The 23,470-nt window shown below is 64.4% G+C and carries 20 protein-coding genes and 1 pseudogene; 12 read left to right on the top strand and 9 right to left on the bottom strand.

Features of this window, described 5'->3' with window-relative positions; all coding sequences use genetic code 11:
• Positions 1-6 precede the first annotated feature (6 nt).
• The 3 genes from HXX15_RS22340 to HXX15_RS22330 all read right to left on the bottom strand — a co-directional run bounded on the left by HXX15_RS22340 (position 7) and on the right by HXX15_RS22330 (position 4,846).
• Complete coding sequence (locus HXX15_RS22340; RefSeq protein WP_296519101.1) at positions 7-1,239, bottom strand: branched-chain amino acid ABC transporter substrate-binding protein; 1,233 nt, start codon at positions 1,237-1,239, stop codon at positions 7-9.
• Positions 1,240-1,495: 256 nt separating this feature from the next.
• Positions 1,496-3,934, bottom strand: coding sequence for a CoA transferase (locus tag HXX15_RS22335; protein ID WP_296519130.1), 2,439 nt, complete (start codon positions 3,932-3,934; stop codon positions 1,496-1,498).
• 66 nt (positions 3,935-4,000) lie between these two features.
• The gene (locus tag HXX15_RS22330) at positions 4,001-4,846 is read right to left on the bottom strand and encodes a uroporphyrinogen-III synthase (protein ID WP_296519098.1); all 846 of its coding nucleotides are present in this window, start codon (positions 4,844-4,846) and stop codon (positions 4,001-4,003) included.
• A 149-nt stretch (positions 4,847-4,995) separates the two neighbouring features.
• On the opposite strand from HXX15_RS22330, the gene purU reads away from it, so the two are divergent.
• Positions 4,996-5,859: a formyltetrahydrofolate deformylase gene (gene purU, locus HXX15_RS22325; protein ID WP_296519096.1), complete on the top strand. Its 864-nt coding sequence runs from the start codon at positions 4,996-4,998 to the stop codon at positions 5,857-5,859.
• A gap of 36 nt (positions 5,860-5,895) precedes the next feature.
• Here the strand turns inward: purU and HXX15_RS22320 are convergent, their stop codons facing one another.
• Positions 5,896-6,171, bottom strand: coding sequence for a hypothetical protein (locus HXX15_RS22320; RefSeq protein ID WP_296519129.1), 276 nt, complete (start codon positions 6,169-6,171; stop codon positions 5,896-5,898).
• A gap of 424 nt (positions 6,172-6,595) precedes the next feature.
• On the opposite strand from HXX15_RS22320, the gene HXX15_RS22315 reads away from it, so the two are divergent.
• The 6 genes from HXX15_RS22315 to HXX15_RS22290 all read left to right on the top strand — a co-directional run bounded on the left by HXX15_RS22315 (position 6,596) and on the right by HXX15_RS22290 (position 12,492).
• Positions 6,596-7,774 carry an ABC transporter substrate-binding protein gene (locus HXX15_RS22315; protein ID WP_296519128.1) on the top strand — a complete coding sequence of 393 codons (1,179 nt, stop codon included), beginning with the start codon at positions 6,596-6,598 and terminating at the stop codon, positions 7,772-7,774.
• A gap of 191 nt (positions 7,775-7,965) precedes the next feature.
• A complete protein-coding gene (locus tag HXX15_RS22310; protein ID WP_296519094.1) occupies positions 7,966-8,832 on the top strand; it encodes a branched-chain amino acid ABC transporter permease in 867 nt (288 codons plus the stop codon).
• 6 nt (positions 8,833-8,838) lie between these two features.
• Positions 8,839-9,852 carry a branched-chain amino acid ABC transporter permease gene (locus HXX15_RS22305; protein ID WP_296519091.1) on the top strand — a complete coding sequence of 338 codons (1,014 nt, stop codon included), beginning with the start codon at positions 8,839-8,841 and terminating at the stop codon, positions 9,850-9,852.
• On the top strand, positions 9,849-10,601 hold the full coding sequence (locus HXX15_RS22300) for an ABC transporter ATP-binding protein (RefSeq protein ID WP_296519090.1): 753 nt from the start codon (positions 9,849-9,851) through the stop codon (positions 10,599-10,601). Before HXX15_RS22305 ends, HXX15_RS22300 begins: the two co-directional genes overlap by 4 nt.
• Entirely contained in the window at positions 10,594-11,304 is a 711-nt protein-coding gene (locus tag HXX15_RS22295) for an ABC transporter ATP-binding protein (protein ID WP_296519088.1), read from the top strand. Before HXX15_RS22300 ends, HXX15_RS22295 begins: the two co-directional genes overlap by 8 nt.
• 69 nt (positions 11,305-11,373) lie before the next feature.
• On the top strand, positions 11,374-12,492 hold the full coding sequence (locus tag HXX15_RS22290; RefSeq protein WP_296519086.1) for a cobalamin-independent methionine synthase II family protein: 1,119 nt from the start codon (positions 11,374-11,376) through the stop codon (positions 12,490-12,492).
• Between the two features lie 116 nt (positions 12,493-12,608).
• Here HXX15_RS22290 and HXX15_RS22285 read toward each other — a convergent pair whose 3' ends face one another.
• On the bottom strand, positions 12,609-14,312 hold the full coding sequence (locus HXX15_RS22285) for a tetratricopeptide repeat protein (RefSeq protein WP_296519084.1): 1,704 nt from the start codon (positions 14,310-14,312) through the stop codon (positions 12,609-12,611).
• Positions 14,313-14,396: 84 nt separating this feature from the next.
• The gene (locus HXX15_RS22280) at positions 14,397-15,710 is read right to left on the bottom strand and encodes a UDP-glucose/GDP-mannose dehydrogenase family protein (RefSeq protein ID WP_296519127.1); all 1,314 of its coding nucleotides are present in this window, start codon (positions 15,708-15,710) and stop codon (positions 14,397-14,399) included.
• A 213-nt stretch (positions 15,711-15,923) separates the two neighbouring features.
• On the opposite strand from HXX15_RS22280, the gene HXX15_RS22275 reads away from it, so the two are divergent.
• From HXX15_RS22275 to ahcY, 3 genes are all read left to right on the top strand, one after another.
• Positions 15,924-17,276, top strand: a complete 1,353-nt coding sequence (locus HXX15_RS22275) for a hypothetical protein (protein ID WP_296519082.1) — start codon at positions 15,924-15,926, stop codon at positions 17,274-17,276.
• 58 nt (positions 17,277-17,334) lie between these two features.
• Entirely contained in the window at positions 17,335-18,531 is a 1,197-nt protein-coding gene (metK, locus tag HXX15_RS22270; RefSeq protein WP_296519080.1) for a methionine adenosyltransferase, read from the top strand.
• A gap of 283 nt (positions 18,532-18,814) precedes the next feature.
• A complete protein-coding gene (gene ahcY / locus HXX15_RS22265; protein WP_296519078.1) occupies positions 18,815-20,239 on the top strand; it encodes an adenosylhomocysteinase in 1,425 nt (474 codons plus the stop codon).
• Positions 20,240-20,500: 261 nt separating this feature from the next.
• Here the strand turns inward: ahcY and HXX15_RS22260 are convergent, their stop codons facing one another.
• Positions 20,501-21,271: an abortive infection family protein gene (locus tag HXX15_RS22260; protein WP_296519076.1), complete on the bottom strand. Its 771-nt coding sequence runs from the start codon at positions 21,269-21,271 to the stop codon at positions 20,501-20,503.
• 63 nt (positions 21,272-21,334) lie between these two features.
• On the opposite strand from HXX15_RS22260, the pseudogene HXX15_RS22255 reads away from it, so the two are divergent.
• Positions 21,335-21,475 (top strand): annotated as a pseudogene (locus HXX15_RS22255) (adenosylhomocysteinase); the annotation flags it as partial.
• Positions 21,476-21,741: 266 nt separating this feature from the next.
• Complete coding sequence (locus HXX15_RS22250; RefSeq protein ID WP_296519074.1) at positions 21,742-22,644, top strand: restriction endonuclease; 903 nt, start codon at positions 21,742-21,744, stop codon at positions 22,642-22,644.
• Between the two features lie 123 nt (positions 22,645-22,767).
• Here the strand turns inward: HXX15_RS22250 and HXX15_RS22245 are convergent, their stop codons facing one another.
• Both HXX15_RS22245 and HXX15_RS22240 read right to left on the bottom strand, forming a co-directional pair.
• Positions 22,768-23,178: a type II toxin-antitoxin system VapC family toxin gene (locus HXX15_RS22245; protein ID WP_296519072.1), complete on the bottom strand. Its 411-nt coding sequence runs from the start codon at positions 23,176-23,178 to the stop codon at positions 22,768-22,770.
• Entirely contained in the window at positions 23,178-23,435 is a 258-nt protein-coding gene (locus HXX15_RS22240; RefSeq protein ID WP_296519070.1) for a type II toxin-antitoxin system Phd/YefM family antitoxin, read from the bottom strand. The genes HXX15_RS22245 and HXX15_RS22240 overlap by 1 nt, the downstream gene beginning before the upstream one ends.
• Between the last annotated feature and the right edge of the window lie 35 nt (positions 23,436-23,470).

Here is a 23,470-nt window from a genome sequence, read left to right as displayed (position 1 = left end):
CCGTACTTATGGCCGTTCCATCTTGCAGGTGGTCGGCAGCATGGTCTGCGCGGTGTCGATCGTGGCGACGGTCTTCCAGCCCCAACCGGTCTTCTCCTCGTCGAATTCGCCAGCCTTCAACTCGCCGAACTGCGCGATGTACATTGGCTGGAAAAACTGGTGGTCGTCCTTGCGCATGGTGGCTTTGCCGCCATTCAGCACCTCGAAATCCATGCCTTCGAGCGCCTGCGCGACCTTGACCGGTTCCAGTGACTTGGCCTTTTCGGCCGCGGCTGCAAACATCCGCATTTCGTTGACGGCGCGCGGGTAGACGTTGGTCTGGCCATCGTACTTGGCGCGGAAAGCCTTTTCGAAAGCCTGTCCGTCACCGCCCTTGAGGTTGGGAATCCCCTCCACAATGCCGTAGACTTGGTCATTCAGCCCGGCCTGCTTGATCGCGGTGGGGCCGCCGGTGCCGCCAGCGTAATAGGTATACCAGTTCACCTTCAATCCGGAATCCGCCGCCGCCTTCAGCAGCAACGCGAAGTCCTGGCCCCAGTTGCCGGTGACGACGGTGTCGGCGCCGGAGGCCTTGATCTTGGCGATATAGGGCGCGAAATCGCTGATCTTCAGCAAGGGATGCAGTTCGTCGCCGACGATCTGGATGTCGGGCCGCTTGGCGCCGAGCATCGCCCTGGCCTGGGTGCGGACCGACTGGCCGAACGAATAGTCCTGGTTGATCAGGTAGACTTTCTTGATCGCCGGAACGGTCTTCATGTAGTTGGTGAGCGCTTCCATCTTGATGTCGGAATTGGCGTCCCAGCGGAAATGCCAGAAGCTGCACTTCTCGTTGGTCAGCACCGGATCGACCGCGGCATAGTTGAAGTACAGCACTTCCTTGCCGGGATTGCGCTCGTTGTATTTGGTGATGAAATCCGACAACGCGCCGGCGACCGAGGAGCCGTTGCCCTGGGTGACGTAGCGGACGCCGGCGTCGATCGCCTTCTGCGCCTGGATCAGGCTTTCCTGCGGATTGGTCTTGTTGTCGAGCGGCACGATCTCGACCTTCTTGCCGAGGATGCCGCCCTTGGCGTTCTGTTCCTCGGCCAGGAACTGGAAGGTCTTCAGCCCGACCTCGCCGACGCTGGCGCCGCCGCCGGACAATGGATCGATATAGCCGATCTTAACGGTTTCCTGCGCCATCGCCGCGGTGCCGAGCATCGGCAAGGCCAATGCGGCGATCATTACTAGTCTGTTCATGTCATTCCTCCCTGGAGTTTTTGTCGGGTTTGCCGTTGTCGGCGGTGTTAGCGCAAATCGGCCGGATTTTTCAAGCCACCGGAGGCGCTCCATTTGATCGCCATAGTGGTCCAACGCGCCGGGATCGGCAAGGCTGCGCTGTGTCCGATTGCGAGAACGCAAACGTCGCCGCGCGGTGGAACTCCAGATGACGAATTCCGCGCGGCGAAACTGGCCGGAAGCTTTGCGCAAAGATTGAGCTCGAATGACGAGACGATTAATCGGCGGCGCGCCCCGCCTTGCTGGTCTTCGAGATCGCGACATTGCCGATCACGCCGTCGTCGCGCAGCTTCGCGATTTCGGCTTGGCCAAGGCCGAGCAGGCCGCCTAGGACCTCCATATTGTGCTCACCCAGCGTCGGCGCCAGCCGTTCGATCGCGTAAGGCAATCTGGCATCGCCCTCGCGATAGGACACTGACGGCAACAAATGCGGGCCCATGAACGGCCGCACCACCGGCTGCCAGTGTCCGATCGTCATCAGGTGCGGATCGCCCGGCAGGTCGGTCGGCAGCCGCGCCACCCCCGCCGCGATCCCGGCGTCCTGCAGCGTCACCATCGCGAGATCCGGCCGCACACTCGAGGTCCAATGCCGCACCGCGACCTCGATCCGGTCCTCGTCGGCGCGGCGGCCGTTGGCGCCGGCAAGCCTCGGGTCGGCGGCGAGGTCCGGCCGGTGCATCACTTTGCACAGCGCCTGCCACTGTGCGTCGGTCTGCACCGCCAGGGTCACCCATTGATCCTCGCCGAGGCACGGGAAGCAGCCGTTCGGTACGAATTGCGGGTGCCGGTTGCCGATCCGCGGACTGGTCATGCCGGTCGCGGCCTGCTCGATGATCGAGGGCGCCAGCATCGGCAGCATGCATTCGACCTGCGCCAGATCGATGTGCTGGCCCTCGCCGGTGGCCTTCTGATGCATCAGCCCCAGCATCAAGGCCGCGGCGGCACTGATGCCGCCGACCGGATCGCCAAGCGCGGCATGCACCATGGTGGGCGGATCGCCGTCGCGGCCGGTGACCGAGGGCAGCCCCGAGGCCTGCTCCAGCGTCGAGCCATAGGCGCGGACGCCGCTCCACGGCCCGGTGATGCCGAACGCCGGCATCGTCACCACCACCAGCCGCGGATTGATCGCATGCATCGCCGCGACGTCGAGCCCGAGCCGCGGCAGCACGTCGGCGGCGTAATTGTCGATCACCGCGTCGGCCTCCGCGAGCAGTCGCTTCAGCAGCGACAGGCCGGCGTCGGTGGTCAGGTCCAGCGTGATCCCGCTCTTGTTGCGGTTCATGGTCTGGAACCAATAGGTCTTTTCGTAGGTGCGCTCGGGATGATACGGCCCGCGCGGATCGGTGCCGCGAAACCAGTCCGGATACTGGCAGGACTCCACCTTGATCGCCTCGGCGCCGAGATCGCCGAGCTGCCGCACCGCGGAAGGCCCGGCCCAGCCCATCGTCAGATCGATGATCCGCAGCCCCTGCAACGGCAATGCTTCGCCCGCCGTCGCGGCGCGTTCGGCGCTGCGCCGGTGCGGGGGCAGGGCGTCATCATTGTTGTCGCCGGCGAGCGGTGCCCGGCCGTTGGGTTTCGGCGGCGAGCCGGTCAGATGTTGCGGCAGCACCGGCGCGTCGAACGCGGCGGTGCCGATTTCGACCTTGGCGAAGCTGCCACGATCGCGAAACACGGCTTGCGACAGCAATTGTGCCATGTCCGGCACCACCGCGAGCGGCAAGCGCAATTCGATGCCGCGCTCGAACCATTCCATCGCGGTCCTGTGCAGCAGCACCGGGCGAATGATGCCGTTCAGTTCCTCGGCGTGCAGGAAACGGTCGGCGGTGGCGGAATAGCGCGGGTCCGGTCCGAGCTCGGGCAAGCCCAGCATCGCGCAAAACCCCAACCATTGCGCCGGCGTCACCACGGTGACGCCGAGCCAGCCGTCTTTGGTGGCGTAGTTGCCGACCGGAAAGCCGCGGCCGAACCGGTTCAGCCCGATCCGCGGCCTGGTGTGGCCGGCCTCAAGCGCGAGCGCGATGTCGAACTCGGTGATCTGCAGCATCGCCTCGAAGGCGTTGACCGCGAACCGACGCGCGCCCTGATCGGCGCGGGCAAAGAGTCCGGCCAGCGTCGGAATGAACGCGGTCAGTCCGGTGACGATTCCGGTCTGGCCGTCGCGCGGCAACACTGGTGGGCCTTCGATCGGGCCAACCAGCTTCACCAGCCCGGCCAGGCTGCGGCACACCGACTCGGTGGTGGTGTAATCGCGGTATGGCCCGTGTTCGCCGAACCAGGAGAGCGCGGTGATGGCGAGCCCCGGTTGCGACCGGCGCAGGTCATCATGCGACAACGGCGAGGCCTTGATGGCGGTCGGATGGCGCGCATCGAGCAGCAGATCGCAACTGGTTAGCAGCGAACGGATACGTTCGATGTCCGCGGGGCGCGCGAGATCGGCAATGACGCTGCGCTTGTTGGTGTTGAGCCAGGCGAAGCTGCCGCTCTCCAGGCGGCCGTCGCCGGCGTCGACCAGCGGCGCGGTCCGCCTTGCCGGATCGCCGCCCGGCGGCTCGATCTTGATGACCTCGGCGCCGAAGTCGGCGAATAATTTGCCGCAGTAACCGAGCGCATCGCCGGATCCAATTTCCACGACGCGCAATTCCGACAACGGCATCTCCACCCGACCTTGTTGTTGTTGGTTGGCGGACATCTTGGCGACGCGGGCGCGCGCGTCAAGCCGTCATGGTCGTGCGCCGGAGCGCGGCGCGGTGTTGCCGAGTGCTGCGGCGATGGCGCCGATCAGCGGCTTCATGAAGAATGCATCGCCGGCCGGAAAGATATCGGTGCGCAGGCCGTGCGCCTTCAGCTCCTCGGAGACCACCGGTCCCACCGAGGCGATCGGAGTCTGTTCGAGTCCGGCGCGCAGACGGTCCTCGCAATGATGCGCCTTGGCGACCTCGATCAGCCTGCGGATTTGGCCCGAGCTGGTCAGCGCGATCGCGTCGACCCGGCCTCGCGCCATCTCGTCGATCGCGGCCACGACATTGGTTTCGGCGGCGCGGGCGTCGTAGGCATAAGGCAGCACACAATCGACTTCGGCGCCTTGCGCTTCGATCGCGCCGATCAGCACGTGATGATCCTTGTCGGGATAAAGCTGCAGCCCGACGCGATGACCGCGCAGGTCGAGGGGCGCCAGCGTCGCGGCGATACCCTCGGAGGTCGGTACCTCGGTCGTCACGCTGGGCTGCAATCCGAGCTCGCGCAGCGCGCGGCCGGGCTTCGGACCGCGGGCGAAGCTGCGTGACTTTGCGATCGCCGCGACGAAGTCCGGCTCGCGATCGATCCGCCGCGCCGCCTGCACCAGCCGACGCAACCCTTCGCCGGTGGTGAGCACCAGATCGTCGAACGGCCTGGCGATGCAGCGGCCAATCCAGGCCGCGACCGGCGCCGGGTCCGGCGCGTCGTGGATGGTGAACATCGGGCATTGCAGCACGTCCGCGCCCTGCTCGGCGAGCAGCCGGGAGAACTGCGCCTCCTCGCGGGTTTCGAGGATCAGAATCCGATAGCCGCCGAGTCGTCCGACCATGAGGTGCCTTGAAAAGTTGCCGCGATCGCGGCCCGTCGATCGGCCATCTTGCCGCCGCGACCGGGATTGGCGCAAGACCGTCGCCGGTGATAGAGCAGGGCTTCGAAGGCGAGTTCCAAGCCGTCCGTCGCCGCAACCCAGCCTGACTCATGCCCCACCATCAATTCGTCTTGACCTTGTCCTGTCCGGATCGCGCCGGGATCGTGGCCGCGGTGTCGACCTTTCTGTTCGACAACGGCCAGAACATCCTCGACGCCCAGCAGTTCAACGATGTCGAGAGCAACCACTTCTTCATGCGGGTGGTTTTCAATCGAAGCCAGGCCGCGGTGCCGCTGGAGGCGCTGCGGGCCGGGTTCGGACTGGTCGCAGCCAAGTTCAACATGGGCTGGCACATGCGGGACCGCGAAACCCGGCGCCGGGTGATGCTGCTGGTGTCGCAATCCGACCACTGCCTCGCCGACATCCTGTATCGCTGGCGGATCAACGAGCTACAGATGATCCCGACCGCGATCGTCTCCAACCACCCGCGCGAGACCTTCAGCGGCTTCGACTTCGGCGAAATCCCGTTCTTCCACCTGCCGGTGACCAAGGATACCAAGCGGGCGCAGGAAGCCGCGATCACCGCGCTGATCGCCAAGACCAAGACCGACCTGGTGGTACTGGCGCGCTACATGCAGATCCTGTCGGACGAGATGTCGGGCCGGCTGGCGGGACGCTGCATCAACATTCACCACTCGTTCCTGCCGGGGTTCAAGGGCGCCAAGCCGTACCACCAGGCGTTCGATCGCGGCGTCAAGCTAATCGGCGCCACCGCGCATTACGTCACCAGCGCGCTCGACGAAGGCCCGATCATCGATCAGGACGTCGAACGCATCAGCCATCGCGACACCCCGGAGGATCTGGTGCGCAAAGGCCGCGATATCGAGCGCCGAGTGCTGGCCCGCGCGATGCGCTATCATCTTGAGGATCGGGTGATCCTGAACGGCCGCAAGACCGTGGTATTCATGGATTGAGGTCGGCGATCCGGTCGTCGAGAAAGCTGGCCGGAATTATTTCGCCGGGCTGGTCGCCGACGCGTTGCCGTTCTCGAGCTTTTCACGCTCGGCGGCGGGCAGCGAACGCAGTCGCTCCTTTTCCTTCATATACGCATCGTATTTCACGGTGCCGGGGCGCGGCGGCGCGTCGGCGGGCAAGCCGCCGGCCCATTTCGGGACGACGTCGGCCATTCCGACGGTCAGCGTTTCGTTGATGGTGCCGCAGCCCGTCAGGCTTCCGGCCAGTAGCGCGACGGCGACGACAAGGATGCGGAACAGACTGACTTGCATACCGAACAGAATGCCTTGATTCAGAACCAGCGAACAGGTGACGACGAACAGCCCATTATACAAGCCGCGATCGATTGCCCCGCGGTGTTCCGGTCCGGATATCCGATATTTGAATACCTGATATCGCATCCATCATCGCGGTTTCCATGGCAATGATATGGCCGGTTTTCGGTCGGCCGATGCCAATGCCGGGGACTGGCTCGGGCAAGCCGTCGCCTGTAGTCAGGTAGAGTAACGTCAGAACCTTGGCAATTCGTTGCCATGCGGATCGGCGGTTGATCCCGATGGGTCGGCGGATCGGTGGCCGCAATTGACAATTGGCCGTGGCTGGAGTGGCGTGTCGCTGCGAACCACGACGAGATCGGGATTGATCATCAAAGAAGGCCGGAAACTCGGCTTGAGGGAACAAGGGATGGGGACACTCATGTTGACTGGCACAAGAACGCTCTGGCAAGCCGCCTGCATCGCGCTCGCGGGCGCCGCGCTGATCGCGACCGCGCAGGCCCAGGAGACCGTCAAGATCGGCCTGATCCTGCCGATGACTGGCGGCCAGGCCTCGACGGGCAAGCAGATCGACAACGCGGTCAAGCTCTACATCCAGCAGCACGGCGACACCGTCGCCGGCAAGAAGATCGAGATCATCCTCAAGGATGACGCGACGCTACCGGACAACACCAAGCGCATGGCGCAGGAGCTGATCGTCAACGACAAGGTCAGCATCATCGCCGGCTTCGGCATCACCCCGGCGGCGCTCGCCGCGGCGCCGCTGGCGACCCAGGGCAAAATCCCGCAGGTGGTGATGGCGGCCGGCACCTCGATCATCACCGAGCGCTCGCCCTATATCGTGCGCACCAGCTTCACGCTGGCGCAGTCCTCGACCATCATCGGCGACTGGGCCGCCAAGAACGGCATCAAGAAGGTCGCGACGCTGACCTCCGACTATGCCCCCGGCAACGATGCGCTGGCCGCCTTCAAGGAGCATTTCATCGCCGGCGGCGGCGAGATCGTCGAGGAGGTCAAGACCCCGCTGGCCAATCCGGACTTCGCGCCGTTCCTGCAGCGGATGAAGGATTCCAAGCCGGACGCGGTGTTCGTGTTCGTGCCGGCCGGGCAGGGCGGCAGCTTCATGAAGCAATATGCCGAGCGCGGGCTCGACAAGAGCGGCATCAAGGTGATCGGCCCCGGCGACGTGATGGACGACGATCTGCTGAACGGCATGGGCGACGCAGCGATCGGCGCCGTCACCGCGCACATGTATTCGGCGGTGCATCCGTCGGCGCTGAACAAGGAATTCGTCGCCGCCTACAAGAAGGCCTATTCGACCCGTCCGGGCTTCATGGCGGTCGGCGGCTATGACGGCATCCACCTGATCTACGAGGCGCTGAAGAAGACCGGCGGCAAGGCCGACGGCGATTCGCTGATCGAAGCGATGAAGGGTATGAAGTGGGAAAGCCCGCGCGGGCCGATCTCGATCGATCCCGAGACCCGCGACATCGTCCAGAACATCTACATCCGCAAGGTCGAGAAACAGGACGGCGAACTCTACAACGTCGAATTCGCCACCTTCGAGGCGATCAAGGACCCCGGCAAGACGAAGAAGTAGTCGAAAGGAGCGACGAGTGCCGAGTTCGCGGTGGCGCGTCGCTCTCTCCACGTCATGCCCGGGCTCGTCCCGGGCATCCACGCCCTGGCCGCATTGCTCGCGGACGTGGATGGCCGGGACAAGCCCGGCCATGACCAGCAGAAGTGTCGCAAATCGTTTCTAACGCGTCGTATCTCGGCTAGATCGCTTTCATGACTCTCCTCACCATCCTGTTCGACGGCGTCGCCTACGGCATGTTGCTGTTTGTGCTGGCGTGCGGGCTGGCGGTGACGCTCGGGCTGATGAATTTCGTCAATCTGGCCCACGGCGCCTTCGCGATGGCCGGCGGCTATGTCTGCGCCGTGCTGGTGAACCAGAGCGGCTGGCCATTCTTCGCGGCGCTGCCGATGGCCTTTGTGGCCTCCGCGCTGATCGGCGTGGTGCTAGAGCGCTCGCTGTATCGCCATCTCTACACAAGGCCGCATCTCGACCAGGTGCTGTTCAGCGTCGGGCTGGTGTTCATGTCGGTGGCGGCGGTCGACTACATCATGGGGTCGTCGCGGGTGTTCATTACACTGCCGGCGGCGCTGCAGGGCCAGTTCGACCTCTACGGCGTCGGCATCGGCCGCTACCGGCTGATGATCATCGTGATCTGCGGCCTGCTGACCGCGGGGTTGCAGTTGGTGCTGGCGCGGACCCGGTTCGGCAGCCGGCTGCGCGCCGCGGTCGACGACCCGCGCGCCGCCAGCGGGCTCGGCATCAACGTGCCGCAGGTGTTCGCGCTGACCTTCGCGTTCGGTTGCGGGCTGGCCGGGCTCGGCGGCGCGCTGAGCGCCGAGATCCTCGGGCTCGATCCGTATTTCCCGCTGAAATTCATGATCTATTTCTTGATCGTGGTGACGGTCGGCGGCTCCTCCAGCATCACCGGGCCGTTTCTGGCCTCGCTGCTGCTCGGCATCGGCGACGTCGCCGGCAAATACTATCTGCCCAAGCTCGGCCCGTTCGTGATCTACACCATCATGATCGTGATCCTGATCTGGCGCCCGAACGGTCTGTTCGGCCGTACCGCGACGCGCTGAGCGGCCATGGCTCCTCTCCCAGAAATCGGCGTCCACGCCCAGCGCCGGGCGCGCTGGCATCCAGCCGAATTCGTGTTCTGGATCGTCGTGGTCGGCTGCGCCTTCCTGTTTCCGTCGCGCTACCTGATCATGACCGACATCCTGCGGCTGGGGCTGTTCGCGCTGTCGCTGGATCTTATCCTCGGCTATGCGGGCATCGTCTCGCTCGGCCATGCGGCGTTCTTCGGCCTCGGCGCCTATGGCGCCGGCCTGCTGGCGCTGCACGGCATCGTCAAGGAGCCGGTGCTGGCGCTGCTGGTCGCGGGTCTGGCGGCCGCCGCGCTCGGCTTCCTCACCAGCTTCCTGGTGATCCGCGGCGTCGACCTCACCCGGCTGATGGTGACGCTCGGCATCGCCCTGCTGCTGGAGGCGCTGGCGGAGCGGTTCTCCAACATCACCGGCGGCACCGATGGGCTGCAGGGCATCGAGATGCAGCCGATCCTCGGGCTGTTCGCCTTCGACATGTTCGGCAAGGTCGGGTTCTGGTACTGCCTCGCGGTGCTGTTCGTGCTGTTCCTGCTGGCGCGGCGGATCGTGCATTCGCCGTTCGGGCTCAGCCTGCGCGCGATCCGCAACAATCCGCTGCGGGCCGCGGCGATCGGGATTCCCGTGAGCCGGCGGCTGATCGCGGTCTATACGCTGTCGGCGGCCTATGCCGGGATCGCCGGCGCGCTGTTCACCCAGACCACGGCGCTGGCCTCGCTCGACGGCTTCTCGTTCGAGCGTTCGGCCGACCTGATGTTGATGCTGGTGCTCGGCGGCACCGGCTATCTGTATGGCGGGCTGATCGGCGCATTGGTGTTCAAGTTGCTGCAGGAGACGTTCTCGACGCTCACGCCGCAATATTGGCAGTTCTGGATCGGGCTGGTGCTGGTGGTGATCGTGCTGGTCGGCCGCGACCGGATGCAGGACATCGCGCTGTGGGCGCCGCGGCTGATCGCCAGACAATTCGCCCGCCGCAAGCCCGGAGGCGCAGTATGACGCTGGCGCTGGAAACCATCGGGCTGGAGAAGCATTTCGGCGGGCTCAGGGTTACAAACGAGCTGTCGCTGAAGATCAAGGCCGGCGCACGCCACGCGCTGATCGGCCCGAACGGCGCCGGCAAGACCACGGTGATCAATCTGCTTACTGGCGTGCTGACGCCCGATGCCGGCCGCATCCTGCTGCAGGGCCACGACATCACCAATATGCCGGTGCACCGGCGGGTGCTGCGCGGGCTGTCGCGCACCTTCCAGATCAACCAGCTCTATGCCGACCTGACGCCGCTGGAGACCATCGGCCTCGCGGTGTCCGAGCGTCTCGGCCATGGCGGCGACTGGTGGCGCCGGATGGGCACCCGCGCCGACATCAACGGCGAGATCGCGGACACGTTGGCACGCTTTCATCTGCTCGAGGTGATGAACGAGCCGACCGGGACGCTGCCCTACGGCAAGCAGCGCCTGTTGGAGATCGCGGTCGCCATCGCCACCAAACCAAAGGTGCTGTTGCTCGACGAGCCCGCCGCCGGCGTGCCGGAGAGCGAGCGCCACGACATTCTCGCCGCGGTCGCCAATCTGCCGCGCGACGTCACCGTGCTGCTGATCGAGCACGACATGGATCTGGTGTTCGCCTTCGCCGACCGGATCTCGGTGCTGGTGACCGGGGCGATGCTGGTCGAAGGCGCGCCCGACGAAGTCGCGCGCGATCCGCGGGTCAAGGCGGTCTATCTCGGCGAGGGCGCCGATGTCTGATTTTCTCGTCATCGACCATCTGCGCGCCGGCTACGGCGAGGCCGTGGTGCTGCCGGACCTGTCGCTCACGCTAAAAGACGGCGAGGTGCTGGCGCTGCTCGGCCGCAACGGCACCGGCAAGACCACTCTGGTGAATTCCATCGTCGGCGTCACCCGCCGCTTCAGCGGCACGCTGCGGCTCGGCGGGGTGGATATCACCGCGCTGCGGCCGGACCAGCGGGCGCGGGCCGGGATCGGCTGGGTGCCGCAGGAGCGCAATATCTTCCGCTCGCTGACGGTCGAGGAAAACATGACCGCGGTGGCGCAGCCTGGGCCCTGGACGGTGGAGAAGATCTACCAGATGTTTCCGCGGCTGAAGGAGCGTCGCAGCAATTTCGGCAACCAGCTGTCCGGCGGCGAGCAGCAGATGCTGGCGGTCGGCCGCGCACTGACGCTGAATCCGAAGGTGCTGCTGCTGGATGAGCCGACCGAGGGGCTGGCGCCGATCATCGTCGAGGAATTGCTGGCGGCGCTCGGCGCCATCACCCGGGCCGGCGGGATCTGCTCGATCATCGTCGAGCAAAACGCGCAAAAAATTCTCGGGTTGTCGGATCGCGTTGTGATATTGGAGCGCGGCGCGATCGTTCACGACGCGGCCAGCGCGGCGCTCAAAGCTGATCCTGCGACGCTGGAGCGGTTCCTCGGCGTCACCGCGAAAGTGTAGTTGATCGGTTTGCATTGAATTAATGAAGTTGTTTTATCGGATTGCAACGCCGTCCCAGGGAGTGAAGTGATGCAGCGAACCAGAGCGCCGTTCCGAGCCGACGAAGTCGGCAGCCTGTTGCGACCGCAGAAGATCAAGGACGCACGCGCCAAGTTCGAGAAGGGCGAGATCACCGCCGCCGACCTGCGCAAGGTCGAGGACATGGAGATCGAAAAGATCGTCCACAAGCAGTCGGCGATCGGGCTGAAGCTCGCCACCGACGGCGAATTCCGCCGCTCCTGGTGGCATTTCGATTTCCTCAGCCATCTCACCGGCTGCGAATTGTATCATCCCGACCACGGCATCCAGTTCGCCGGCGTGCAGACCCGCAACGATTCGGTGCGGGTGATCGGCAAGCTCGATTTCCCCGACGATCACCCGATGCTCGAGCACTTCAAGTTCCTGAAGAAGCACGCCGATATCGCGCATGTCACGGCGAAGATGACGATCCCGTCGCCGGCGGTGCTGCATTTCCGTGGCGGCCGCAAGGCGATCTCCAAGGAGGTCTATCCGGATATCGAGGTGTTCTTCGAGGACCTCGCCCGGACCTATCGCAAGGCGGTGAAGGCGTTCTACGATGCCGGCTGCCGCTATCTGCAGTTCGACGACACGGTGTGGGCCTATCTGTGTTCGGAGGCCGAATTGCAGAAGGTGCGCGACCGCGGCGAGGACGCCGACAATCTGCAGCAGATCTACTCGCGCATGATCAACTACGCGATCGCCGAGCGGCCCGCCGACATGGTGATCACCACCCACGTCTGCCGCGGCAATTTCCGTTCGACCTGGATTTCGTCCGGCGGATACGAGCCGGTCGCCGAGACGCTGCTGGCCGGCACCAATTACGACGGCTACTTCCTGGAATATGATTCCGATCGCGCCGGCGGCTTCGAGCCGCTGCGGTTCCTGCCGAAGGGCAACAAGGTGGTGGTGGTCGGCGTCATCACCTCGAAGGTCGGCGAACTGGAGAAGAAGGACGACATCAAGGCCCGGCTGATGGAAGCGGCGAAATTCGCGCCGCTGGAGCAGCTCGCGGTATCGCCGCAATGCGGCTTCGCCTCCACCGAGGAAGGCAACATCTTGTCCGAAGAGGAGCAATGGGCTAAGCTGCGGCTCGCGGTCGAGGTCGCCCAGGAGGTGTGGGGCAAGTAGCTCTGGCCTGACGGCGTCGATGTGAGCCGCAGCACGTAGGGCCAGCAAGACGGCTCATGGTTCGAGACGCGCGCAGAAGATGCGCGCTTCTTACCATGAGGGGCATAATCCCGGGCTTACGACTTCCCGCCGAGATACACCTCGCCCAGCAGTGACGAGTTCGACCACGGCACCTGCTTGCCCCTGGTCGCAGCCACCACTTCGGCGCGGACCCGGGTCAGCATCTGCTGCACTTCGAGACCTGCGGTGCCGATATGGCGCGCCAGCGCCGCCGAGAACGGGCTGTTGTCGCCGTCGCCGTCGAGCGCGACCTGTCCCGGGGCGGTGGCGAACGCGATCAGCGTGCCGGCGCCCCCGGTTGCGCCCGACACCGGCGTCACCGGCGCGGCCAATCCCGCCGCAGCCTCGATCGAACGGCTGGGATCGGCGGAGGCGACGTCGCGCGGCAGCGGATTGTTGCGGCAGGCGTCGAGGATCAGGATGTTGGTGCGGATCTGGTCGTCGAGACCGGCGAGCAGGCTGTCGATCTCGGTCATCGCCTGCACCGGATTGGCGTTGCCCTTCAATTGCACGTCGACCGGCACCAGGAAATTGCGGCCGTCGATCTGCACGCCATGGCCCGCATAATAGAACAGCGCGATCTGCGCTCGCGCCGCGTTGCGCATGAAGTCATCTGTGGTATGGCGCATCGCGGCGGCGTCGAGGTCGATGCCCTCGACCACCTCGAAGCCGAGCTCGCGCAGGTTCCTGGCGATGGCGTGAGCGTCGTTCGGCGCGTTCGGCAGCGCCTTGACGCTGCGGTAGCCGCCATTGCCGATCACCAGCGCCACCCGGCGGTCCTGCCGCGCGCCGCCGGCTGCCTTCTCGACCTGAGCAGATTGCGGCGCGGCTGTCGGCGCAGGCGCCGCGGCCGGCGCGCGCAAGGCGGGCGGCGGCTCCGCCAGCAGCGCGGCCCGCACCCGCGCGGTGGCCTGGTTGGCCTTGCTGCCGGCGTCCGCGGCCTTGCCGCTGAGCACGGTGTTGAAGTCGGCCCGGGCGCTGGCAAGGTCGCCCTTCACCTCATAGGCGAGGCCGCGCTGCAAATAGGCCGAGATCAGCACGCTGCCCGGCGGCGTCATGATGTTGACCGGGGCTTTCGCCCGGGCCAGCGCGATCGCCGCTGTGGCGTCGGCGATGGCGCGGTCGATCTCGCCCTTGGCGCGCCAGATCACGGCGCGGCTGATCAGCGGAGCGGGCAGCGCGGGATCGAGCCGGATCGCCTGGTTGATATCGGCGAGCGCGCCGTCGAGGTCGCCCAGCGCCTGCTTCACCACGCCGCGGTTCTTCCAGCTATAGGCCTCGTCGGGAGTCAGTCGGACCGCCTGATCGTAGTCGGCCAGCGCCCGCGCATAATCGCCCTTGCCGTGCCAGGCATTGCCGCGATTGTGGAACACGATGGCGTTTGGCGGGCCGATCCGCAGCGCATCGTCGAAATCGGCGATCGCGATGTCGTATTCGCCCTTGTCGTAATAGGCCGAGCCGCGCAAATTATGCAGCGCGACCTGTCCCGGCAGCAGCCGTAACGATTCGGTGGCATCGGCGATCACCCGGGCATAGTCGCCCTTCTTGTTCCAGCCGACCGCGCGCCAGAAATAGATCGTGGCGAGCTTCGCCCCGGAAAACACTTTCAGCGCGATGATCTTGTCGCAGGCTGCGATCTGCTGATCGGCCGGGGTGTTCTCGCTGGTGCAGAGCGGGCCAAGCTGCGACCGCGGCTGCGCCGCCGCCAGCTGCGGCGCCAGCAGCGCGAACAGCGTTGCGATCAGAACCAAACGGCGCATCCCACCCTCGCGCGCAAAGCCAATACCGTCCGCATTGGTCGCGGCGGCGCCCGATCCGGTTCGAGGCCAGTGCCGCCGGTTCGGTTATCCTTGGCCCGGTCGCCCGATGCTGTGATAGGCGAAGCCGTGCTCGGCCATTTCCTCCGGCCGATAGACGTTGCGCAGATCGACCACAATCGCCTGTTTCATCTCACGCTTCAGTCGGCCTAAGTCGAGCGCGCGGAACTGCACCCATTCGGTGACGATCACCAGCGCGTCGGCGTCCTTGGCGCAGGCATAGGCGTCCTCGCAATAAGTGATGTCGGGTAGTTCGTGTTTGGCTTGCTCCATTCCGACCGGATCGAACGCGCGCACTTTGGCGCCCATGTCCAACAGGCCGGTGACCAACGGAATCGACGGCGCCTCGCGCATGTCATCGGTGTCGGGCTTGAAGGTGAGGCCGAGCACGGCGACGGTCTTGCCGCGCAACTGGTCGCCGAGCGCGTGATACACTTTGCGCGCCATCGCCCGCTTGCGGTTGTCGTTGACCGCCAGCACCGCCTCGACGATCCGCAGCGGCACCTCGTGGTCGAGCGCGATCTTGACCAGCGCGCGGGTGTCCTTGGGAAAGCACGAGCCGCCGAAACCCGGGCCGGCATGGAGGAATTTTGCCCCGATCCGGTTGTCCATGCCGATCCCGCGCGCCACTTCCTGGACGTCGGCTCCGACCTTTTCGGCCAGATCCGCGATCTCGTTGATGAAGGTGATCTTGGTGGCGAGGAAGGCGTTGGCGGCGTATTTGATCAGTTCGGCGGTGCGCCGCGCGGTGTACATCACCGGTCCCTGGTTCAGCGACAGCGGCCGGTAGATTTCGCCCAGCACCTTGCGGGCGCGCTCGTCGGAGGTGCCGACCACGATGCGATCGGGGAACTTGAAGTCGCGGATCGCCGCGCCCTCGCGGAGGAATTCCGGATTCGAGGCGACGGCGACGTCGGCGCCGGGATTGGTCTCGCGAATCAGCCGTTCGACCTCGTCGCCGGTCCCGACCGGCACCGTCGACTTGGTGATCACCACGGTGAAGCCCTGCAACGCCGCGGCGATGTCGCGCGCGGCGGCATAGACGTAGCTAAGGTCGGCGTGGCCATCGCCGCGCCGCGACGGCGTGCCCACCGCGATGAACACCGCGTCGGCCTTGCCGACCGCCGGGCTGATGTCGGTGGTGAAATCCAGCCGTCCGGCCTTGACGTTCTCGGCGACCAGCGCCTCCAGCCCCGGCTCGAAGATCGGGATCTCGCCGCGCTGCAACGCCGCGATCTTGTTGTCGTCGAGGTCGACGCAGGTGACGCGATGGCCGAAATCGGCGAAACAGGCACCTGACACGAGCCCAACGTAGCCCGTTCCGATCATCGCAATCCGCATGACATACCTATTGTATCTGGCGCGCGACAAGGATCGCTGCACGCGCGCCTCTTAGCAGACGCGATGTGAACTCCCAATGACCTCGCCAGCACCGGCGCTGGGTTTCGCCGTTCCGGGGCACCGGGCAGACCGCCCAATCGTCGCATTTGCATGGTGGGCAGACGGTGGTAGGAAACCGCCGCGATCCTGTTTTGCCCACCGGCCTTGGCATCGATGAAGAACGACCAGCTGCTCAGCCAGATTTCCGACTATTGCCGCCACGCGGCGATGGCGGAGAGCACCTTTGGCCGCCGCGCCGTCAATGACGGCAAGCTGGTGCACCGGCTGCGCGAGGGCAAACGCATCACCATCGACACGCTGGAGCGGATCCAGGCCTTTGTCGCGGCCGGTTCCGGCCTGGCGCCGCCGCCGCGCGGCCTGGTGGTGCCGCCGGAGCGGCGCGACCCGCAGGGCAATTTCCGGTTTTTCGAGAACCGGCAGAAATACTTGTTGTTCGTGCACACCTGCAGCGAAAAACGTGTGATCGCCGACCGGGTGGTGCTGGAATTGGGCAGCATTCATCCGCGGCCGCCGGCGCTGCGCCTGTTCGATGCCGGCTGCGGCGACGGCACCGTGCTGGCGCGGGTGCTGCGGGCGATGCACAGCCGGATGCCGCATATGCCGTTCTACGTCGCCGGCAAGGAACTCAGCCTGGAGGACGTCCGGCTGACCCTGGACAAGGTGCCGGACCGGCTGTTCGAGCACCCGGCCACGGTGTTCGTCCTTACCAACATGTATTACGCCGAGGCGCCGTGGCTGACCCCGGCCTCGCCGGCGGCCGCCGCCGGGATGATCTGGCACGAGGTAGCGCTGCGCGGCGACTCCTCTGGCGATTTCGAGGCCCAGATCGCCGAATTGGGGCCGTTTCTCGCGGAAAACTGGCGTGCCGATGTCAGTCCGCGCTCCGGCATGCCGATCTATGAGCGCCCGGTGGCGCTGGTGATCTACCGGGAAGACCACCGCTTCCTGCTCGATTCGATCATTCCCCGGGCAGGCCGCAGCGAGGCCAATTTCGACCTGATCATCGCCTCGCAGCCCTATCGGGCGAAATCCAGCGTGAATTTCCGAGCCAAGCGGATCATCGCACCGTTGGCGCGGGCGCTACGCGCCGGCGGCCGGCTGATCGGAATCCACTCCCACGGCCAGGATCCTGGGCTGGAAATCGTCCAGGCGGTCTGGCCGGAAGAAAATCCGTTCTCGATCAGCCGCCACGAGCTGCTGCGTGCGGTGAAATACGAGCTCGGCGCGGCCGGCCGGGACCTCAACTTTAGCGCTTATGCGGATAGCCGTTCGATCTTCCGTTATGATATGGAAGCGCTGCCAAATGAGGTCACCGGATCGATCGGCAGTTCGACGGCCTTTGCAGCTTGGAACGCAGCGGTGTATGTGGCTCAAATCGAGGATGACCGGTTAACGGAAATGACTCAGGGCGGCCACTATCTCGATGCCACCAGAGAGGTTTTGCGCAAGCACAGCGGGCTCTGGTTTTACGACGAATCCTACGTCATCTCGCGTCGTCGCGATTGACATTTCAGGGACAAATTTCACGAAAGGGCCGCCGGGACCCGGCGGAAAGGGGTTGGTGATGCGCGCGTCTTATATGTTCACGAGTGAGTCGGTTTCCGAAGGCCATCCGGACAAGGTCTGCGACCGGATTTCCGACGAGATCGTCGATCTGTTTTTCCGCGAAGGTCCGAAGGCCGGTATCGATCCTTGGGCGATCCGCGCCGCCTGCGAGACGCTTGCCACTACCAACAAGGTGGTGATCGCCGGCGAGACCCGCGGCCCGGCATCGGTGACCAACGAACACATCGAACACGTGGTGCGCGCCGCGATCAAGGACATCGGCTACGAGCAGCCGGGTTTTCACTGGAACACCTGCGACATCGAGATCCTGCTGCATCCGCAGTCGGCCGATATCGCCCAGGGCGTCGACGCGCTGCAGCCCGGCACCAATCAGGAAGAGGGCGCCGGCGACCAGGGCATCATGTTCGGCTACGCCACCAACGAGACCGCCGACCTGATGCCGGCGCCGATCTTCTACGCCCACAAGATTCTGCGGCTGATTTCCGAAGCCCGCCATGCCGGCATCGAGAAGGTGCTCGGCCCCGACTCCAAGAGCCAGGTCACCGTGCAATACGAGAACGGCAAGCCGGTCGGCGTCCGCGAGATCGTGGTGTCGCATCAGCATCTGGTCGAGGATATGACCTCGAACCAGGTCCGCGAGCGCGTCGAGCCCTATGTCCGCAAGGCGCTGCCCGAGGGCTGGATCAGCGACAAGACCATCTGGCACATCAATCCGACGGGTAAATTCTTCATCGGCGGTCCCGACGGCGACGCCGGCCTGACCGGCCGCAAGATCATCGTCGATACTTACGGCGGCGCGGCCCCGCATGGCGGCGGCGCGTTCTCCGGCAAGGATCCGACCAAGGTCGATCGCTCGGCCGCCTATGCGGCGCGCTACCTCGCCAAGAACATCGTCGCGGCCGGTCTCGCCGGGCGCTGCACCCTGCAGCTGGCTTACGCCATCGGCGTGGCGCGGCCGCTGTCGATCTATATCGACACTCACGGCACCAGCGAGATTCCGGAGGAGAAGCTCGAGAAGGCCGTCGCCGAGGCGATGGACCTGACCCCGCGCGGCATCCGCAAGCATCTCGATCTCAACAAGCCGATCTATGCCCGGACCTCGTCCTACGGCCATTTCGGTCGCACCCCCGACAATGAGGGCGGCTTCTCCTGGGAAAAGACCGATCTTGCCGAGGCGCTGAAGCGCGCCATCTAAGTTCGAGCCTCCCCCGGCCTGTCGCCGGGGGAGGTCGTGCCGCAAATGCAAGCCACAGACTGAAAGTTTGTCGTCATTGCGAGCCGAGGCCGGCGCGCAGCGCCGTCCGATAGCGAAGCAATCCAGGGGCCGCGAGCAAGGACTGGATTGCTTCGTCGCAAGAGCTCCTCGCAATGACGTACTCGGGCTCTCAGGATGACGCTTTGGTTGCAGCAACCGCCATAAACTGCCCGATTTCGTTTCGTATCGAACTGTCCGAATTACTCCGTTTCAGGGAAACCAGATGACCGCCACCAAGCCGACCTTCACCGACTACATCGTCAAGGACATCGGGCTCGCCCCGTTCGGCCGCAAGGAGATCTCGATCGCCGAGACCGAGATGCCCGGCCTGATGGCGACCCGCGAGGAATACGGCCCCAAGCAGCCGCTGAAGGGCGCGCGGATCGCCGGCTCCTTGCACATGACGATCCAGACCGCGGTGCTGATCGAGACCCTGGTGGCGCTCGGCGCCGACGTGCGCTGGGTGTCGTGCAACATCTACTCGACCCAGGACCACGCCGCCGCGGCGATCGCCGCCGCCGGCATCCCGGTGTTCGCCATCAAGGGCGAGAGCCTGGAAGACTACTGGGACTACACCGCCCGGATGTTCGACTGGCACGGCGGCGGCACCCCCAACATGATCCTCGATGACGGTGGCGACGCCACCATGTACGTCCATCTCGGCCTGCGCGCCGAGAACGGCGACGCCGCCTTCCTCGACAAGCCCGGCTCCGACGAAGAGGTGATCTTCTTCGCGCTGCTGAAGAAGCAGCTGAAGGAAAAGCCGAAGGGCTATTTCGCCGCGATGGCCGCCAACATCAAGGGCGTCTCGGAAGAGACCACCACCGGCGTGCACCGGCTCTACGACATGCAGAAGGCCGGCACGCTGCTGTGGCCCGCCATCAACGTCAACGACTCGGTGACCAAGTCGAAATTCGACAATCTCTATGGCTGCCGTGAATCGCTGGTCGACGGCATCCGCCGCGGCACCGACGTGATGATGTCGGGCAAGGTGGCGATGGTCGCCGGCTTCGGCGACGTCGGCAAGGGCTCGGCGGCCTCATTGCGCCAGGCCGGCTGCCGCGTGCTGGTCTCCGAAGTCGATCCGATCTGCGCGCTGCAGGCGGCGATGGAAGGCTACGAGGTCGTGACCATGGAAGACGCCGCGCCCCGCGCCGACATCTTCGTCACCGCCACCGGCAACAAGGACATCATCACCATCGAGCACATGCGCGCGATGAAGGATCGCGCCATCGTCTGCAACATCGGCCACTTCGACAACGAGATCCAGATCTCGCATCTGAAGAACCTGAAGTGGGACAACATCAAGCCGCAGGTCGACGAGATCACCTTCCCGGACGGCAAGCGGATGATCCTGCTGTCGGAAGGCCGGCTGGTGAACCTCGGCAACGCGATGGGTCACCCGAGCTTCGTGATGTCGGCGTCGTTCACCAACCAGACGCTGGCGCAGATCGAACTCTACGCCAACAACAAGGACGGCAAGTACAAGAAGGAAGTCTACGTGCTGCCGAAGTCGCTCGACGAGAAGGTCGCGATGCTGCATCTCGCCAAGATCGGCGTGCAACTGACCAAGCTCCGCCCCGACCAGGCCGCCTATATCGGCGTCAAGCCGGAAGGCCCGTTCAAGGCGGATCATTATAGGTATTGAGCGGGGAGGGCGGGCGCGCGGAGCCATCCGCGCGCGGCCACCGGCTCACACCGTCATGGCCGGGCTTGACCCGGCCATCCATCGGAACACGAAAGCCCCGGAGCGATCCGGGGCTTTTTTTGAGTTGCACGATGTTGGAGGCGATACCCGCACATGCGAGCATGCCGTGTTCTTAAAACGTACCGAAGGTTCGGCGTTCTCAGTTGAATCGTCCCCGCTAGACTCGTTTGCAGAGTTCAGTGAAAGGTGCCGGCGGTGTTTTCAAGGTTTCACAGAGGCAAGATCTTGCCATGTTTCGATGAGGAAAGTAGCCATCGCGCCTGCGAGGTTCACTGCCAGTTGCGCATGCCGCGGCGCCGGCCTCACTGCGGCCTTCCCCTTGCCGTGTGCGTCACCGATCTTATTGCGTAGCGACCCTAGGCCTTCCACGACGCTTGTTGCTCCGCCGAGTATCCTTTTGAAGGCTTCCTCAGCATGCTGGCTAGGGGCAATATTGAGCTTTAAAGCTACGGCCCGGTAGAGCCCCGGCAAGTCGTCGTTGTCGGTATAACTCCCGCCGGTCTCGTCCAGAATATGCTTGCAAACGGTCTCCAGCAGCGTGCGCGCGCTGGTAATAGCTCCTTCGGGGTCCGCGTGACGGCGCTCAAGTGCTCTGCTCCAGACGGCATGCACGCCGTCAGGGTCAAAGGACTTCAGCACATCAGAGGCGACACTATCGACGGGCGCCGTGTTTCTATTTTCCAGAAAGTCAAGCACGGGTGTCAGGCCATCGCGGACATGTCGACGGCGCTTCTCCCAATGCCCGCTACTCCCGGTCGGCAGGTCTTTGGCATACGACCAGAAATGATTGAGATCTCGCGAGGTTCGCACGAATTGCGGCAGCAACGCCTTTAGCGTCTCGTCGCCCATCAACACGCCGCGCAGTTGCATGTACATCCCAGTCTGACTTCTGTCACCCTCGCAGGCGGCTAGGAGGATGTTTTCCAACATCCTGGCCTGCTCCAGTGAAGTATCTGGGATGTCGTCGAACATGCTCCCGAGTATCATGGCGGTTCCAGAATCTCTACCCCTTGGAGCTCGTCCTGCGACTTCATCCTGCGCCTCGCCAAGATCGGCGTGAAACTCATCAAGCTGCGCGCCGACCAGGCCGACTACATTGTCGTCAAGCCGGAAGGACCGTTCAAGTCGGGTAATTACCGGTATTGGGATTCCTCAGCCGTCATCGCCGGGGCTTGACCCGGCGATCCAGCTAAACACGAAAGCCCCGGATCGGTCCGGGGCGTTTGTCCTCATCGGGACATCGACTCTTTCCTAGCGAAAAGCAGTCTCTCTCGTTGCGCATCGCTTCAACCCCCGGTAGCGTCTCGCGCCTACGATTGTCAGTATGTCCGCCGCCAGGCTCCGGCCAAGACCTCTCGCACCGAACCATCTGTTAAGAAGACTGGCGCGGTACCGAATTATCCGCTGGTGCGGGCTGAGGGTTAAACGGAAGGGGGCACCATATGCCTGAGATTACAATTCCACGCACTGGCGCGCACCTTCGCAAATTGTTCGAGATACTCCTGGCCAATCCTGAAGGGCTCCAAGCCCGAGAAGCCCTCAAACAATTGGCAGCGTCCGTGCAACTGACTCCGTATGAGGCTGGACTGTACGAGAGCACCGGTACACCTCGCTTTGAGAAGATCGTGCGATTTGCGACGATTGATTGCGTGAAGGCCGGTTGGCTTGTGAAGAACAAGGGCGTCTGGTCGATCACCAACGCTGGTCAGCAGGCGTATAGGGACTTTTCTGATCCAGAGGCCTTCTATCGTGAGGCAATAAGGCTCTACCGAGAATGGCGGATCGGCGCTCCGACCAAGCCCCAAGTCGAGAGCTTGGAAGAACTCGATTCAGCGGAAACCGCAAAAGCTGAAGCCAGTATCACTTATGAAAAAGCGGATGAACAGGCTTGGGACGAGATCGAAGCTCACTTGCGCGCGATGCCGCCCTACGAGATGCAGGATTTGGTTGCCGGTCTGCTGAAAGGGCTCGGCTACCACATTGCGTGGGTATCACCGCCGGGTAAAGACGGCGGCATCGACATCATTGCGCATACGGACCCGCTCGGGACACAGCCGCCGCGAATAAAAGTTCAGGTCAAGGGTGGCAATCAGAGGATTGATCTACCGACCCTGAATTCCTTTCTCGCAGTCGTCGATAGCGGCGATGTCGGTCTTTACGTATCGGTTGGCGGGTTTACCAAGGATGCCGAGGATACCGCTCGCAAGCAAACGAGCCGCAAGATCACGCTGATTAGTGCTGAGCGTTTGGTCGAGCTTTGGATCGAAGCGTACGCAAAGTTGGATCAGAAGTCGCGGCAACGGCTTCCGCTCTCGCCAATCTATTTTCTTACACCTGAGGATTGAGACGCCCTTCCTGACATATTGGGCGGATTAGCGCAGCATAATCCGCCGTTTCGCCGAGACAAGCCCTACGATGGCGCTAAGTCATCGCTCGCCATCCCCAGGCTTCGCTCCGCCCCACCCTCGCTACGCCTTCCCGAACGGATCGACCACCGCCGCCCCGGTCGGCGCGAAATCCGAGACGTTGCGCGTCACGACGGTCAGCCCATGCTCCAGCGCGGTGGCGGCGATCATCAGATCGGCGCTGTCGTTGCCGAGCGCGGCGCTCAGCGCCCCCCAGCGCCGGGCCGACCGCAGATCGAACGGGACGATCCGCTCGCTATAGACGGTCAGGACCTTATCCAGCCAGGCGGCGAGCGCGCGTGCAAAGTCCGGGTCGGTCGGGCGCTGCCGCGCGATCCCGCGCTCGATTTCGCCGATGCTGATGACGCTGAGGAAGAGGTCGGCCGTTCGCTGACGCTCGAACCAGGCGACGACCTGCGGGTCGCGCTGCCGCTTGCGGAGTTCGGACAGCGTGACGGTGTCGATCAGATACATCACAGATCGAGTTCGCGCATCCGCACGTCGCCGCGCGAAAATTCACCATCGTCCTGCGGCATCGCCAGCAGCACGTCGGCGAAGGACGGCGCATGGGCGCGTTCGAGCCGTTGCAGGCGCTCGTATTCGGTCACGTCGACCACAACGACGGCAGGCTTGCCGTGCTTGGTCACGGTTTGCGGGCTGCGCCGCGCGGCCTCGACGACCTCGCTGAAGCGGTTCTTGGCGTCCTGCACCGACCAACTGCGTTCGGCCATTGGGTGGATCTTTCTGGCTAGATTATCTAGCTAGA

This window comes from Rhodopseudomonas sp. (assembly GCF_013377015.1).
In the GTDB taxonomy this organism is placed as follows: Bacteria; Pseudomonadota; Alphaproteobacteria; order Rhizobiales; family Xanthobacteraceae; genus JARJEH01.
Note: the sequence above shows the minus strand (reverse complement) of the source record. Positions and strands in the feature narration are given on the sequence as shown.